Genomic DNA, 15682 nt, shown 5'->3' on the forward strand with positions numbered 1-15682 from the left:
AAAGAGAACTTCTTGACCGTAACATGTCTCTGCATGTATACTGTAACGGAGTTCTCTTCTTTTACAGTAAAAAAGAAGAAAACATCAGCAGAACGGAGAATGTTATGGATACAAATACCTTAGAGACCAACCAGATAAATGAGGCCGGGCTTACAGAAGAGGATGCCCGGAATGTAAGAATACGGGAAATTGAGAGAAGTATTATAAAAAAATTCCGCAAGCCTGTATGGAGACGTTTTACAAAAGCCATCAATGAATATGAGCTGATTAAAGACGGAGATAAAATCGCTGTGTGCATTTCCGGAGGAAAGGATTCCATGCTTATGGCAAAGCTTTTTCAGGAGCTGGCCCGCCATGGAAAAAAGAATTTTGAAGTTGTTTTTCTCGTAATGAATCCCGGATATAATGAGGCGAATTATCAGCTTATCCTAGAAAATTCCAGAACCCTTGGAATTCCCATTACGGTTTTTCAGTCTGAAATTTTTGACGTGGTGGCAGGAGAGGAAAGCTCTCCCTGTTATCTCTGTGCAAGAATGAGAAGAGGATATCTTTACAGCAGGGCAAAGGAGCTTGGCTGCAATAAGATCGCTCTGGGCCATCATTACGATGATGTGATCGAGACCATTCTTATGGGAATGCTTTACGGAGCCCAGATACAGACCATGATGCCGAAGCTTCACAGCACCAATTTTGAGGGAATGGAGCTGATCCGTCCCATGTACCTGATCAGAGAGGAAGATATCATCCACTGGGCAAACTACAACGGACTTAGGTTCCTTCGGTGCGCCTGCCGCTTTACAGAGCAGTGCGCAGATGAGGAAACAGATAAAAGCTCAAAAAGAGCAGAGGTAAAGGAACTGATCCATAATCTTGCTCAGAAGGATCCTGTAATTGAGTTTAACATATTTAAAAGTGTGGAAAATGTAAACGTCAATACTGTGGTGGCATATAAGAAAGACGGAGTAAAGCATCATTTCCTGGAAACGTATGATGAAATATAGCAGAAAGAGGCCGTTAGGATGAAGATATCAACAAGAGGACGCTATGCGATCCGCGTTATGCTGGATCTTGCGGAACACAATACCGGAGAATATATCCCCCTTATGGATATTGCCAGAAGACAGGAAATTTCTGAAAAATACCTGGAATCCATTGTGTCTGTTCTGAGCAAAAATAAATTTGTCCATGCTCTCAGAGGAAAGGGAGGCGGCTACCGCCTTTCCAGAACGCCGGAGGAGTACACTATGGGCAGTATTTTAAGACTTACAGAAGGCTCCCTGGCGCCTATCGCCTGTCTGGAGGATGAGCCGAATCTCTGTGAGCGCGCTTCTGTCTGTAAGACTTTAAGCATGTGGCAGGGATTTTATAAGCTGATCAATGAATATTTCGATCATATTACACTTGAGGATCTTCTCCGGGAGGGAGAAGACGGCGGAAGCTATGTGATCTGAGCAGATCCGGAAATGAAGGTTTCTATTATTTTTCAGAAAATTTATTGAATCAGGAAGCCTTGTGTGATATAGTAAAATCAGTTCAAAAGGAAAGAAACGGGGCAGCAGAAATGAATCAGAATTTTTTGGATGCAGTGGAAGAAAATCCTGTGATCGCAGCAATAAAAAGTCCGGAAGATCTGAAAGAATGCTGCGGTATCCCGGAGATTAGGATTGTTTTTATCTTATATGGGGACATCTGTTCTCTTGGAGAGATTGTGAAGGCAGTGAAGGATGCGGGCAAGATCGCCATGGTACATGTGGATCTGATCGGCGGACTGAGCACAAGAGAGGTAGCTGTGGATTTTATCCATACCAGCACCATGGCAGATGGGATCATTACCACGAAACCCTCCCTGATCCGAAGAGCCAGAGAATTGTCCATGTTTACCGTCCTCAGATTTTTCCTTCTGGATTCCATGGCATTTGAAAATATCTGCCAGCAGCAGTACAGTGTAAAGCCGGATTTTATTGAAGTTCTTCCGGGAGTGATGCCGCGCATCATTGAGAAGCTTTGTCATCTGGTAAAAATAAAGATCATTGCAGGCGGACTGATCTCAGACAGAGAATCCGTGGTGGCGGCGCTGGATGCCGGTGCAATGGGAGTTTCCTCTACCAGTCATCAGGTATGGAGGTTATAGAAACAGAACAGGAATCCTGTTCGGACAACTGAAAAAGAAAAGGCATGAGAGAAGAGAGCCTGACAGATAGCGCATAGATTCTGTGCGTTTATTTGTCGGGCTTTTTCATTTACCAGGAAATTCATATATTGTGTACTGACTTTCCCGGTGAATAAAAATGTATCGAAAAAAGGAGCAGAGACTATGTATGATGTAATTATTATCGGGGCAGGGGTAACGGGAACTGCCTGCGCAAGAGAATTATCCCGTTATGAGGCAAAGATCTGTGTACTGGAAAAAGAAGAGGATGTGTGCTGCGGAACCTCGAAAGCAAACAGCGCCATTGTCCATGCAGGCTATGACGCTGCGGAAGGCTCCCTGAAGGCAAAGCTGAATGTCAGGGGAAACCTGATGATGGAAGAGCTTTCAGAAAAACTGGATTTTCCTTTTAAGAGAAACGGCTCTCTGGTGATCTGTCTTCATAAAGAAGATTTTTCAAAGCTTGAGACTCTTTATGAAAGGGGACGGAAAAACGGGGTGAAAGGACTTCAGATTCTTTACCGGGAACAGGTGAAAGAAATGGAACCCAATATAACTGATGAGGTATATGCAGCCCTCTATGCGCCTTCAGCCGGAATCGTATGTCCTTTTGCCATGAACCTGGCTTTTGCAGAAAATGCTGTTGTCAATGGAGCAGAATTCCGATTCGATACAGAGGTACAGAATATCAGAAAAACCTCACAGGGCTGGGAGATTGAAACTTCCAAAGGAGTTTTCCTGACAAAAACAGTGATCAATGCAGCAGGAGTTTACGCAGACCGGTTCCACAATATGGTCGGTGAAAAAAAGCTTTGCATTACCCCAAGGAGAGGGAGCTACTGCCTTCTGGACAAAAGCGCGGGAACCCATGTGAACAGAACTGTATTTTCTCTTCCCGGAAAATACGGAAAAGGGATTCTTGTAACACCTACGGTTCACGGAAACCTTCTTCTGGGCCCAACTGCTGAAGACATTGAAAACAAAGAGGGAACAAACACTTCTGCGCAGGAGCTGGAGCAGGTAATCCAGAAAGCAGGCATGAATGTAAAAAATCTTCCTCTGAGACAGGTGATCACTTCCTTTGCAGGCCTTCGCGCCCATGAGGAAGGGGATGATTTTGTTATCGGTGAGTCTGAGGACGCGCCTGGTTTTGTGGACTGTGCAGGAATTGAATCCCCGGGACTTACCGCAGCTCCTGCAGTTGGAGAAATGGTTTCGGGCATCCTGAAAAAAAGGCTGAACCTTAAAGAAAAAGATGCTTTTATTTCTGAGAGAAAGGGCATTCTTAATCCGGCAGCGCTGGACAAAGAAGAATACCGGGAGCTTTTGAAAAAGCAGCCGGCCTATGGAAATATAATCTGCAGATGCGAGATGGTTTCAGAGGGAGAAATCCTTGATGCCATCCATCGTCCTCTGGGCGCCAGATCACTGGACGGCGTCAAGCGCAGAACAAGAGCAGGAATGGGGCGCTGCCAGTCAGGCTTCTGCTCTCCAAAAACCATGGAGATCCTTGCCCGGGAGCTTGGAAAGGATATGGCAGAGATCACCAAATGCGGAAAAAATTCACAAATCATTCTGGGAATCAATAAAGATACATTCTGACCAGATACAGGAGGAGCTACTATCATGGAAGCATATGATGTTGTAATTATAGGAGGCGGTCCGGCAGGATTGGCGGCGGCAGTTGCTGCAAAAGAACACGGTATACAGAAAATTCTGATTCTGGAAAGGGACAGAGAGCTGGGAGGTATTCTGAACCAGTGTATTCACAATGGCTTCGGTCTCCACACGTTTAAGGAGGAGCTGACAGGCCCGGAATATGCCCTGCGCTATATAAAAAAAGTACAGGAGCTTGATATTGAATACAGGCTGAATACCATGGTTGCAGATATCAGTCCGGAGAGGGTGATCACGGCTCTGAACCGGGAGGACGGACTTCTGGAAATAAAAGCAGAAGCAGTGATCCTTGCCATGGGCTGCCGGGAAAGATCAAGAGGAGCTTTGAATATTCCGGGATATCGCCCGGCAGGGATTTTTTCCGCAGGAACGGCACAGAGACTGGTAAACATGGAAGGATATCTTCCGGGTCGCAAGGTTGTGATCCTTGGTTCCGGAGATATCGGACTTATTATGGCAAGAAGAATGACTCTGGAGGGAGCAAAGGTAAAGGCAGTGGCAGAACTGATGCCTTATTCCGGCGGCCTCAGAAGAAATATTGTGCAGTGTCTGGAGGATTATGGAATCCCTTTAAAGCTCAGTCACACAGTTGTGGACATTAAAGGAAGGGAACGGGTGGAAGGAGTAACGCTTGCAAAGGTGGATGAAAGAGGAAAGCCCATTCCGGGCACTGAGGAAGAATACGCCTGCGATACTTTGCTTTTGTCAGTGGGTCTGATCCCGGAAAATGAGATATCTGGAAAAATGGGTGTGGAGCTGAATCCGGTAACGTCAGGTCCGGTGGTAAACGAAAGTCTGGAAACAAATATCCCCGGAGTATTTGCCTGCGGAAATGTACTGCATGTGCATGATTTGGTGGATTTTGTGTCACAGGAGGCAGCCGCAGCCGGGCGTTTTGCAGCGGATTTTATCAGAAATAAAAAATCCTTCCAAGAGAATCAGGAGAGAGAAGAGATACGAGACAGTCATGAGATCCGTATTATTTCTGACGGCGGTGTCCGCTATACCATTCCCTCTTTTATCCGGCCGGAATATATGGAAGAAAGCCTTACAATCCGCTTCCGGGTGGGCCGCGTTTACCGGGACTGTTATGTGTGTGTTTACTTTGACGAAAAGCTGGTAATCCGCAAAAAAAGATTATATGCAGCCCCGGGCGAGATGGAGGAGCTGATTCTGAAAAAAGCTCAGCTTATGGAATATCCCGCACTGAAACAGATCACCATAAAAATTCAGGAGGCATAAAAATGGAGGAAAGACATTTAATCTGTATAGGCTGTCCGGTTGGCTGCGCCCTGACTGTAAAAACAGAACAGGGAGCAGTGATATCCGTAGAGGGAAATACCTGTAAGCGGGGAAGGGAGTACGGGGAAAAGGAGGTGACGGCCCCTGCCAGAACCGTTACCACCACGGTAACGGTAACAGGTGGGAAAATTCCCGCAGTCTCTGTAAGAACCAGAACAGATATTCCAAAAGAAAAAATCTTTGACTGTATCCGGGCGCTAAAAGGTATCCAGATTCCGGCGCCGGTGCATACAGGCGATATCATACTTGCCGATGCGGCAGGAACCGGAGTAGATGTAGTCGCCACAAAAACAGTGGAATTACGCTGACTGTTTAACGGAGAGAACAGTAACCCGGATGGGAACTATTTAGGGGAAAAATGTCAGCCAGCATTGACATTGAGCGTTGTAATGTTTATCATAAAGAATAGTATGTTCAGTCAGCAGATATATAAATTTTGCGGCAGCTGAAGATATGTCTGAACAAAAAGGAGAAACATTATGACCATTTCCATGATTGGAATAGATCACGGTCGTGCACCGGTGGATATCAGGGCATTATTTGCCTTTACAAAGAAAAACGCAGGGGAAGCTATGGAAAAGCTGAAGCATACAGCAGGCATACATGGCTGTGTGATTCTTTCTACCTGCAACCGCCTGGAAATCTGGGCAAGCCATGAAGAAGATCAGGAGCTTTCCCTGTATCAGTGTCTTTGTCGGCTAAAAGGAGTACAGGAAGTTTCCTATGAAAAATATTTTGTTACACGAAAGGATAAAGAGGCGGCAGCTCACCTGTTTTATCTGGCAGGCGGGCTGAAGTCTCAGATTCTGGGAGAAGACCAGATTCTTACTCAGATTAAAGATGCTCTGAATCTTGCCAGAGAACATTTTACCTCGGACAGTGTGTTGGAGGTTCTTTTCCGTATGGCAGTAACTGCAGGCAAAAAAATTAAGACAGAGGCGCCTCTTGCCCACGGAAATCCTTCTGTGATCCATCAGGCAGTCTGTTCTCTGAAATCTCAGGGCTATGAAATAAAAGGGAAAACCTGTATGGTTATCGGAAACGGAGAAATGGGAAAGGTAGCTGCCCAGACACTCCGTGAGGCAGGGGCTGATGTGACGGTTACTGTGCGTCAGTACCGAAGCGGGATTGTGGAGATCCCGGAGGGCTGCAAAAGAATCAACTATGGCGAGCGAATGGAGTATCTTCCCAAATGCGATCTGGTTGTCAGCGCAACGGCAAGCCCTAATTTTACATTAAGAGAAGAACAGTTTTCTGACCTCACACTTCCGGAAGAGCTGATCCTTCTGGATCTGGCAGTGCCAAGAGACATTGAGCCTGCTCTTGGAAAGCGGAAAGAAATCAGACTTTACGACATGGACAGCTTCCATTCGTCTGAAATATCTTCTGAGCAGAGTGAAAGCATCCGGAAGGCAGAACAGATCGTAGAAGAGCAGATGGAGGAATTTTATCAGTGGCTGGAGGGCCGGGATGTGATTCCCAGGATCCAGGAGATCAGAGAGGATGCGGTACAGGATCTGAACCTGCGCATCGAAAAAATCCTCAAAAAAACACCAATGGAACAAAAGGACAGAGAAAGCCTGCTTGAAGCAGTGGATACTGCTGCCGGAAAGGTTGTGAATAAGCTGATCTTCGGTTTAAGGGATAGCCTGAATCAAGAGGTTTTTCTGGAATGTGTGGCCGGATTGGAGAAGCTTTATGAAGACTAAAAGATATTTTCCCATGTTTATAGATCTTTCAGACAAAAACGTGGTTGTAGTTGGCGGGGGAAACATTGCCACCCGGAGAGTCAAGACACTGCTTCAGTTTACAAGAAACGTAACGGCTATTGCCCCAAAAGTGACTGAGGAGCTTCGGGGGCTTGGAACGGCAGGCTATGTAAATCTGATTACCCGTCCTGTAAAGCGTTCGGATTTTCAGACGGCATATATGGTGATCGCAGCTACCAATGACTGGAAGCTGAATGATGAAATTTACCGCGTCTGCAAGGAAGAGGGCATTTATGTGAATATTGCGGACGATAAGAGCAAGTGTGATTTTTATTTTCCGGGAATTTATATGAAGGATGAAATGGTAGTGGGAATCACTGCAAGCGGACTGGATCATCACAAGGCAAAAAAGGTCCGGATCGCCATTCAGAAAGCCATGGAGGAAGCAGCGGAAAATGACAAAGAATAAAATAATCATCGGAAGCAGAGAAAGCGCTCTGGCAGTGCTGCAGAGTGAGATGGTAAAAAGCTTTCTCAATAAAGAGCATCCGGAATTACATACAGAGATCCTGACCATGAAAACCACAGGAGACAAAATTCTTGACCGTACCCTTGATAAGATTGGGGGAAAAGGACTTTTTGTAAAAGAGCTGGATCTTGCTCTTATAGAGAAACGGTCAGACATTTCTGTTCACAGCCTGAAGGACATGCCTATGGAGGTTCCCTCTGAGCTTCCGCTTCTGGCTTTTTCAAAAAGAGAAGATCCCAGAGACGTTCTTGTTCTTCCAAAGGGCGCAGATCATCTGGATAAAAGTAAGCCTCTTGGCTGTTCCAGTCTCCGCAGGACGTTACAGCTGAAAGAGCTTTATCCGGATATGGAAGTAAAAAGCATCCGGGGAAATCTTCAGACAAGGCTTCGGAAGCTGGATGAAGGAGAGTATGCGGGACTGATTCTTGCGGCAGCCGGCCTGAAGCGCCTGGGGCTGGAAAACAGAATCAGCCGCTACTTTACAGTGGAAGAGATGCTTCCTGCAGCAGGCCAGGGAATTCTGGCAGTTCAGGGAAGGGCAGAAGAAGATTATTCCTGCCTGGAGGGGTACTGTGACAGGGAAGCCTGGATATGTGGAACAGCGGAAAGGGCCTATGTAAAATATCTGGACGGCGGCTGTTCCTCCCCTGTGGCTGCCTATGGTGAGCTTCACGGAGACACACTGCTGCTCCGGGGGCTTTATTACAGAGAAGAAGACGGGACATATATAAAAGGCCAGCTGGAGGGCGATCCTTTAAGAGCAGAGGAGCTGGGGATTACTCTTGCAAAGCGTCTGAAAGAATCCATGGAAAAAGGAGAGTCATCATGAGTATTGGAAAAGTATGGCTGGTAGGTGCAGGTCCGGGAGATGCCGGACTTTTTACTCTGAAAGGCCTTGAGGTTCTTAATAAAGCGGAAGTAGTTGTATATGACAGTCTGGTAGGTCAGGGAGTTCTCACAAAAATCCCTGACAGCGCAAGGCTGATCTATGTGGGAAAACGGGCAGACAAGCATACCCTTCCCCAGGAACAGATCAATCAGGTGCTTCTGGAGGAAGCGCAGAAGGGATATCGGGTGGTGCGGCTCAAAGGCGGAGATCCTTTTTTGTTTGGAAGAGGCGGAGAGGAGCTGGAGCTTCTTACAGAACACGGAATCCCTTATGAGATCGTTCCCGGTGTAACCTCTCCGCTGGCAGTTCCTGCCTATAACGGCATTCCGGTGACACACAGAGATTTCTGTTCTTCTCTTCATATTATTACCGGACACAGAAGAGCAGGAAAAGAGTATGACATTAATTTCCGGGCTCTTGTGGACACAAAGGGTACGCTTGTATTTTTGATGGGAGTAGCAGCTCTTCACGATATCTGTCAGGGGCTTCTGGACGAGGGCATGGAACCGGAAATGCCTGCAGCGATTTTGCAGAAGGGAACCACAGCAGGACAGAAAAAAATCGTAGCCACAGTCAGCACCCTGGAAGCTGAGGTAAAACGTCAGGGAATCCAGACGCCTGCTATTATTGTGGTAGGAAAGGTCTGCGCTCTTGCAGATGAATTTAACTGGTATGAAAAGCTTCCTCTGATGGGCTGGAAGGTGCTTGTCACAAGACCGAAAAACAGAAGCTCCCGCACCACAGAGCTTTTACGGGAAAAAGGAGCGGAGGTTCTGGAGCTTCCTTCTATCCGTACCCAGGCGCTGGAAGATCAGACCGCGCTTTATCAGGCGCTGAATCACATTTCAGATTATCAGTGGGCTGTGTTTACCAGCCCTACAGGGGCAGAAATCTTTTTGGATGAGCTGAAACGCCGCAGAATGGATATCCGCAGTCTTGCCGGGATCCGTCTTGCAGCGATCGGCCAGGGAACCAGAAAGATTCTGGAGGATCGAGGCCTTCTGACTGATCTGATGCCTGAGATCTATGACGGTGACTGTCTGGGCGAGACACTTGCAAAGGAGCTGAAGGGCGGAGAGCGGATCTTGATCCCAAGAGCCAGAAAAGGAAACGAGAATCTGGTGCGGCTTCTTAAGGAGGCAGGCGGTATTGTTGACGATATCCCCACCTATGAAACTCTTTATGAGAGCAGCAGTCTCATTGACATAAAAAAAGAAATCACTGACAAAAACATAGACTGTGTGGTATTTACCAGCGCGTCTACGGTAAAGGGCTTTGCGGAAAGCACCCCGGGCGCTGATTATACCGGACTTACTGCCGCCTGCATCGGAAAGCAGACAAAGGCAGCGGCAGATAAGCTTGGAATGGATACTTATATGGCAGAAAAAGCTACCATCGAACATCTGATCCGACTGGTAGAAGAAATAAAACACAAAAAGGAAAGAGAGTGAGAAACATGGATTTAATCCAGAGACCAAGAAGACTGAGAGGTAGCGAGACACTGAGAAAAATGGTGAGAGAGACAAGAATTGACAAATCCTCTCTTATCTATCCTCTGTTTGTCCGTGAAGGAAACAATATAGAAGAGGAAATTCCGTCCATGGAAGGTCAGTTCCGCTACAGTGTGGACCGTCTTCCCTATGAACTGGAAAGGCTTTCAAAGACAGGCGTAAGCAGCGTAATGCTGTTTGGCATTCCGGATCATAAGGATGAGGTGGGAAGCGGAGCCTATGCAGAAAACGGAATTGTTCAGAAAGCCCTTCGGGAGGCAAAAAAACAGTTTCCGGATATGTATTACATCACTGATGTATGTATGTGCGAATACACCTCCCACGGACACTGCGGCGTACTCTGCGGCCATGAGGTAGAAAATGATGCCACTCTTGAGCTTCTTTCCAAAACTGCTCTTTCTCATGTAGAAGCAGGAGCCGACATGGTTGCACCCTCTGACATGATGGACGGCCGTGTGCGTGCCATCCGTCAGTGCCTTGATAAAAACGGACATAAGGAAACACCGATCATGTCCTATGCGGTAAAATATGCGTCTGCTTTTTACGGTCCGTTCCGTGACGCAGCCGGTTCAGCCCCTGCCTTTGGCGACAGAAAAAGCTACCAGATGGATTATCACAACCGCAGAGAGGGCATGAAGGAGGCTCTTACAGATATTGAAGAGGGAGCTGACATTATTATGATCAAGCCAGCCATGTCCTATCTTGATATGGTTTCCGAGGTACATAAGGCAACCAATGTTCCCATTGCAGCTTACAGCGTAAGCGGCGAGTATGCCATGGTAAAGGCTGCTGCAAAAATGGGATGGATCGAAGAGGACAAGATTGTGTGTGAAATGGCTGCAAGTGCGTATCGCGCAGGGGTTCAGATCTATCTTACCTATTATGCAAAAGAGCTTGCAGGATTTATTGACGAAGGGAGAATCGGCTGATGACAAGATCAGAGGAATTATTTAACCGTGCAGTAAAAAGGATTCCGGGAGGCGTCAACAGTCCGGTCCGCGCTTACGGAGCCATTGGGGAAGCCCCCAGATTTATCGACCATGCAGACGGATGCTATATTTATGATGCAGATGGAAACAGATATATTGATTACATTGATTCCTGGGGTCCCATGATCCTTGGACACAACTTTCCGGAAATCCGGGAGGCTGTTTTAAAGGCCTGCGAAAAAGGCTTAAGCTTTGGTTGCGCCACAGAGGTTGAGGTGGAGATGGCAGAATTTATCTGTGAACATCTTCCTCATGTGGAGATGGTCCGTATGGTAAATTCCGGCACAGAGGCAGTGATGAGCGCTGTCCGTGCAGCCAGAGGGTTTACAGGAAAAAGTAAGATTATTAAATTTGCCGGCTGCTATCACGGACACAGCGACGCGCTTTTAGTAAGCGCAGGCTCAGGAGTTATGACAAGCGGGATTCCGGACAGCGCAGGGGTTCCGGCAGGCTGTACCCAGGATACCATGACTGCGGTTTACAATGATCTGGACAGTGTAAAAACACTGATGGAGCAGGCAAAGGATCAGGTGGCGGCAGTGATCGTGGAGCCGGTAGCTGCAAATATGGGCGTGGTTCTTCCAGATGAGGGCTTCCTTCAGGGCCTTCGTGACCTCTGCGATAAAAATAACGCGCTTCTGATCTTTGACGAGGTCATCACAGGCTTCCGCCTTGCCTTTGGCGGAGCGGCTGAATACTTTGGCGTAAAACCGGATATGGTCACTTACGGCAAGATCATCGGCGCAGGAATGCCGGTAGGAGCTTATGGCGGAAGAAAAGAAATTATGGAAATGGTTTCTCCTTCAGGCCCGGTATATCAGGCAGGCACCTTAAGCGGAAATCCGGTGGCAATGGCAGCAGGCCTTACCCAGCTGAAATATCTCTATGCTCATCCGGAGGTTTATACAGGACTTGAGAAAAAAGGAACTCTCCTTTATGAGGGAATGAAAGACCTTGCAGAAAAAGCAGGACTTATCTGTCATCTGAACCATATTTCTTCTCTTGGAAGTATTTTCTTTACAGGAGAAAAGGTCTGCGATTATACTTCTGCAAAAACCTCTGACACAAAAGCCTTTGCAAATTATTTCCTGTCCATGCTGAAGGGCGGCATTCATCTGGCTCCCTCCCAGTTTGAGGCAATGTTCTTATCTGACGCGCATTCAGAGGATGTGATTCATGAGACACTGAAGGTATTTTCAGAGGTTCTGGAAAAGGGAAATTTATATGAATAAATCTACATTCGGAAAACTTTTTACAGTGACAACCTGGGGAGAATCCCATGGAAAAGCTCTGGGGGCAGTGGTGGACGGATGTCCGGCAGGGCTTGAACTGGATGAAAGCCACATCCAGAAATACCTTAACCGGCGTAAACCCGGACAGAGCCGTTATACCACAGCCAGAAAAGAAGGGGATCAGGTGGAAATTTTATCCGGAGTATTTGAAGGAAAGACAACCGGAACTCCTATTTCTCTCATGGTAAGAAATATGGATCAGAGATCCGGGGATTACGGAAATATTGCTTACTCTTACCGTCCGGGACATGCAGATTTTACCTTTGATTCCAAATATGGATTCCGGGATTACCGGGGCGGCGGGCGTTCCTCCGGAAGAGAAACCCTTGGAAGAGTGGCGGCGGGAGCAGTTGCCATAAAGCTTCTGGAAGCTCTGGGTATTTCTTTCTGTACCTACACAAAAGCTATCGGACCGGCAGAGATTACAGAATTTCATCCGGAAGAAATTGAAAACAATGCCTTTTATATGCCGGATAAAAAGGCAGCAGAAAAGGCAGGCGCTTATCTGGAACAGTGTATGAAGGAACAGGACAGCGCAGGCGGGATCATCGAGTGCCGCATCAAGGGAGTTCCCCCAGGACTTGGAACACCGGTGTTTGAAAAGCTGGACGCCATGCTTGCCCAGGCTGTTATGTCCATTGGTGCGGTAAAAGGCGTGGAGATCGGAGAAGGGTTCCATGTGGCTCAGATGAGGGGATCTCAGGACAATGACGGATTTGCGGCCTCTGAAAAAGGGATTGTCAAAACCTCCAACCATGCAGGGGGGATCATGGGCGGCATCAGTGACGGAAGCGAGATCCTTCTGCGGGCGGCTGTTAAACCGACTCCCTCTGTAAGTCAGCCGCAGGCAACCGTAACAGACAAAGGAGAAAATATTTCTCTGGAGATCCACGGCCGTCACGATCCGGTGATCGTGCCCCGGGCAGTGGTTGTGGTAGAGGCCATGTGCGCTCTTACCATTGCAGACGCTCTTCTTGGCAATATGTGCGCAAGACTGGATAAAGTGCAGGAATTTTACAAAAAATAAAACGCACAATATTAGACAAATATTCCCACAGTGAAACATTTTCTTTAAAATCGAAACCTCCTATAATAATCTTAACGATTATGTATGGGAGGTTTTTTTATGCAGTACGGGCATTTTGATAATGAAAAAAGAGAATATGTCATTGACCGGGTCGATCTTCCGGTATCCTGGACCAATTATCTGGGAGTGAACGATATGTGTGCTGTGGTCAATCATACAGCAGGAGGGTATATTTTTTATCAGTCGCCGGAATATCACAGGATCACAAGGTTTCGTGGGAATGGGGTGCCCATGGATCGGCCGGGACATTATGTGTATCTGAGAGATGATGAAAGCGGAGACTATTGGAGTATTTCCTGGCAGCCTGTGGGAAAACCGCTGGATCAGGCAAAATATACCTGCCGACACGGTATGTCCTATTCCGTATATGAATGTGAGTACAGCGGAATCCAGGCTTCTCAGACTCTTTCTGTTGCCATGGATGATCCTGTGGAGATCTGGGATATAAAAATTAAAAATACCGGAGAAAAACAGAGAAGTATCAGTGTATTTTCTTATCTGGAATTTTCCTTTCATCAGATTGAAATGGATAACAAAAATTTTCAGATGAGTCTGTATGCGGCAGGCTCCTCTTATAAAGATGGCGTGATCGAGCACGACCTTTTTTATGAAGAGTTTGGCTATCAGTATTTCACAGCAAGCTTTGTTCCGGACAGTTATGACTGTGTCCGTGACAGATTCCTGGGAGCTTACCGCACAGAAAGTAATCCTGCAGGAGTAGAAAAGGGAAGATTAAGCGGAAGCAGTGAACTGGGAGGAAACCACTGCGGCGCTCTTCACAAAAAACTGGTGTTGAATCCCGGGGAAGAGGTTCGGGTTTTCTTTTTCCTAGGAGAAGGCAAGCGGGAGGAAGGGGCTCGCATCCGGGAAAAATATTCATCTCCTGAAAAAGTGGATAGGGTATATGCAGAACTTTATGATTTCTGGGAAAAAAGCGTCAGAAGCTTCAGATCATGACTCCCAATGAGGGGATGAATACCATGATCAATATTTGGACTCTGTACCAGGCAGAGATTAATATTATGTTTTCCAGATTCGCTTCCTTTATTGAGGTTGGCGGGCGCACAGGGCTTGGATACCGGGATACAGCCCAGGATTCTATGACTGTTCCTCATTCCAACCCGGAAAAATGCAGACAGAGGATAGTAGAGCTTCTTCGGGGGCTTGTAAGTGAAGGCTACGGGCTTCATCTGTTTCAGCCGGAATGGTTTGCACCCGGAGAAAAGCCAAAGCCGTTTAAATCTCCGACCGTTGTTCCGGAACCAAAGCGGTCTGATATGATCCATGGTCTTGAGGATACCTGCTCAGACGATGCCCTGTGGCTGGTTGCTTCAATCAATACCTATATCAAAGAGACTGGAGAATTTGACTTCCTGGATCAGGTGATCACTTATGCAGATCGCGGGGAAGGAACCGTTTATGAGCATATGAAAAAAATCCTTGATTTTTCAGATAAGCAAACCGGACCTCACGGAATCTGTAAAGGTCTCCGGGCCGACTGGAACGACTGTCTGAATTTAGGCGGCGGAGAAAGTGCCATGGTCTCGTTCCTTCATTACTGGGCTGTTCAGAATTTTCTGGAGCTTGCACGATACAGGGAAGAAAAAGAGGATATTGAGAAATATACCGCCATGGCGGAAAGAATCAAAACAGCCTGTGACAGGGAACTGTGGGATCGGGAATGGTATATCCGAGGAATAACCCGAAACGGCAGAAAAATCGGCAGAGAAGCGGACAAAGAAGGCAGGATACATCTGGAATCCAATGCCTGGGCAGTGCTCTCCCAGGCTGCTCCTGCAGACAAAGGAAAAAAGGCAATGGACAGTATTTATAAAGAACTGTTTACGCCTTACGGAATTATGCTTAACGGGCCTGCCTATCGCACGCCGGATGACGATATCGGGTTTGTTACCAGAGTGTATCCGGGGCTGAAAGAAAATGCATCGATTTTCAGCCATCCCAATCCATGGGCCTGGGCGGCAGAGTGCGTTCTGGGAAGAGGAGACAGGGCAATGGAGTTTTACAATGCTCTCTGTCCTTATTATCAGAATGACAAAATTGAAATACGGGAATCAGAACCTTATTCCTATTGTCAGTTTGTAGTGGGAAAAGATCATACAGCCTTCGGACGGTCCCGTCATCCTTTTATGACAGGAACAGGCGGATGGGCCTATTATTCCGCAACCCGGTATATGCTTGGTATCCGGCCGGGGCTGAAAGAACTGCAGATCGATCCCTGTATTCCGGAAGAATGGGAAGAGTTTTGCGTAAAAAGAGACTGGAGAGGCGCCGTATATGATATCCGGGTGGAAAATCCTCGTCATGTTTCAAAAGGGGTAAGGGAAATTTATCTTGATGAAAAGAAAGTTTCATGTATTCCGGCACAGCCGGAAGGAAGCTGTCACAAAGTACGTGTGGTAATGGGGTGGTAGTGTCAAATAATCTATGAAAAACAGAGCTAAAGAAAAAGGCTCAAATGAACCTTGAAAATTGCAGATATTTATTCCGATAAGCTCTCCGAGGGCTCAGGGCGTTGCCCTGAGAACCT

Annotated in this window: 13 protein-coding genes and 1 pseudogene; all 14 read left to right on the plus strand. The window is 47.0% G+C overall.

Annotated elements, in window-relative coordinates; genetic code table 11:
• Positions 1-104: 104 nt before the first annotated feature.
• Positions 105-1001: a tRNA 2-thiocytidine biosynthesis TtcA family protein gene (locus NSA57_RS08425; protein WP_330671315.1), complete on the plus strand. Its 897-nt coding sequence runs from the start codon at positions 105-107 to the stop codon at positions 999-1001.
• 18 nt (positions 1002-1019) lie between these two features.
• Positions 1020-1451 (plus strand): RrF2 family transcriptional regulator, encoded by a 432-nt coding sequence (locus NSA57_RS08430; RefSeq protein ID WP_257464558.1) that lies wholly within the window; start codon positions 1020-1022, stop codon positions 1449-1451.
• Between the two features lie 110 nt (positions 1452-1561).
• Positions 1562-2131: a glycerol-3-phosphate responsive antiterminator gene (locus tag NSA57_RS08435; protein ID WP_022068593.1), complete on the plus strand. Its 570-nt coding sequence runs from the start codon at positions 1562-1564 to the stop codon at positions 2129-2131.
• A gap of 183 nt (positions 2132-2314) precedes the next feature.
• Entirely contained in the window at positions 2315-3751 is a 1437-nt protein-coding gene (locus tag NSA57_RS08440) for an NAD(P)/FAD-dependent oxidoreductase (RefSeq protein WP_257464559.1), read from the plus strand.
• A gap of 24 nt (positions 3752-3775) precedes the next feature.
• Complete coding sequence (locus NSA57_RS08445) at positions 3776-5068, plus strand: NAD(P)/FAD-dependent oxidoreductase (protein WP_257464560.1); 1293 nt, start codon at positions 3776-3778, stop codon at positions 5066-5068.
• 2 nt (positions 5069-5070) lie between these two features.
• Positions 5071-5436 carry a DUF1667 domain-containing protein gene (locus tag NSA57_RS08450; protein ID WP_022068596.1) on the plus strand — a complete coding sequence of 122 codons (366 nt, stop codon included), beginning with the start codon at positions 5071-5073 and terminating at the stop codon, positions 5434-5436.
• Between the two features lie 171 nt (positions 5437-5607).
• Positions 5608-6837, plus strand: a complete 1230-nt coding sequence (gene hemA / locus NSA57_RS08455; protein WP_257464561.1) for a glutamyl-tRNA reductase — start codon at positions 5608-5610, stop codon at positions 6835-6837.
• Positions 6827-7306: a precorrin-2 dehydrogenase/sirohydrochlorin ferrochelatase family protein gene (locus tag NSA57_RS08460; protein WP_022068598.1), complete on the plus strand. Its 480-nt coding sequence runs from the start codon at positions 6827-6829 to the stop codon at positions 7304-7306. The genes hemA and NSA57_RS08460 overlap by 11 nt, the downstream gene beginning before the upstream one ends.
• Positions 7293-8195 (plus strand): hydroxymethylbilane synthase, encoded by a 903-nt coding sequence (hemC, locus tag NSA57_RS08465; RefSeq protein ID WP_257464562.1) that lies wholly within the window; start codon positions 7293-7295, stop codon positions 8193-8195. The genes NSA57_RS08460 and hemC overlap by 14 nt, the downstream gene beginning before the upstream one ends.
• Positions 8192-9706: a uroporphyrinogen-III C-methyltransferase gene (gene cobA / locus NSA57_RS08470; RefSeq protein ID WP_257464563.1), complete on the plus strand. Its 1515-nt coding sequence runs from the start codon at positions 8192-8194 to the stop codon at positions 9704-9706. Before hemC ends, cobA begins: the two co-directional genes overlap by 4 nt.
• A 5-nt stretch (positions 9707-9711) precedes the next feature.
• Positions 9712-10695 carry a porphobilinogen synthase gene (hemB, locus tag NSA57_RS08475; protein ID WP_147599222.1) on the plus strand — a complete coding sequence of 328 codons (984 nt, stop codon included), beginning with the start codon at positions 9712-9714 and terminating at the stop codon, positions 10693-10695.
• Complete coding sequence (hemL, locus tag NSA57_RS08480; RefSeq protein WP_257464564.1) at positions 10695-11987, plus strand: glutamate-1-semialdehyde 2,1-aminomutase; 1293 nt, start codon at positions 10695-10697, stop codon at positions 11985-11987. Before hemB ends, hemL begins: the two co-directional genes overlap by 1 nt.
• On the plus strand, positions 11980-13074 hold the full coding sequence (aroC, locus tag NSA57_RS08485; protein ID WP_257464565.1) for a chorismate synthase: 1095 nt from the start codon (positions 11980-11982) through the stop codon (positions 13072-13074). Before hemL ends, aroC begins: the two co-directional genes overlap by 8 nt.
• Before the next feature lie 99 nt (positions 13075-13173).
• A pseudogene (locus NSA57_RS19940) lies at positions 13174-15566 on the plus strand (GH36-type glycosyl hydrolase domain-containing protein).
• Positions 15567-15682 lie beyond the last annotated feature (116 nt).

The organism is Blautia caecimuris (genome assembly GCF_024622975.1).
Classification (GTDB): domain Bacteria; phylum Bacillota; class Clostridia; order Lachnospirales; family Lachnospiraceae; genus Blautia_A; species Blautia_A caecimuris.

Coding starts and splice junctions, on each gene's coding strand:
- aroC (WP_257464565.1), top strand. CDS start 11,980: ATGAATAAATCTACATTCGGAAAACTTTTTACAGTGACAACCTGGGGA.
- hemL (WP_257464564.1), top strand. CDS start 10,695: ATGACAAGATCAGAGGAATTATTTAACCGTGCAGTAAAAAGGATTCCG.
- hemC (WP_257464562.1), top strand. CDS start 7,293: ATGACAAAGAATAAAATAATCATCGGAAGCAGAGAAAGCGCTCTGGCA.
- hemB (WP_147599222.1), top strand. CDS start 9,712: ATGGATTTAATCCAGAGACCAAGAAGACTGAGAGGTAGCGAGACACTG.
- NSA57_RS08445 (WP_257464560.1), top strand. CDS start 3,776: ATGGAAGCATATGATGTTGTAATTATAGGAGGCGGTCCGGCAGGATTG.
- NSA57_RS08435 (WP_022068593.1), top strand. CDS start 1,562: ATGAATCAGAATTTTTTGGATGCAGTGGAAGAAAATCCTGTGATCGCA.
- NSA57_RS08425 (WP_330671315.1), top strand. CDS start 105: ATGGATACAAATACCTTAGAGACCAACCAGATAAATGAGGCCGGGCTT.
- cobA (WP_257464563.1), top strand. CDS start 8,192: ATGAGTATTGGAAAAGTATGGCTGGTAGGTGCAGGTCCGGGAGATGCC.
- NSA57_RS08430 (WP_257464558.1), top strand. CDS start 1,020: ATGAAGATATCAACAAGAGGACGCTATGCGATCCGCGTTATGCTGGAT.
- hemA (WP_257464561.1), top strand. CDS start 5,608: ATGACCATTTCCATGATTGGAATAGATCACGGTCGTGCACCGGTGGAT.
- NSA57_RS08440 (WP_257464559.1), top strand. CDS start 2,315: ATGTATGATGTAATTATTATCGGGGCAGGGGTAACGGGAACTGCCTGC.
- NSA57_RS08460 (WP_022068598.1), top strand. CDS start 6,827: ATGAAGACTAAAAGATATTTTCCCATGTTTATAGATCTTTCAGACAAA.
- NSA57_RS08450 (WP_022068596.1), top strand. CDS start 5,071: ATGGAGGAAAGACATTTAATCTGTATAGGCTGTCCGGTTGGCTGCGCC.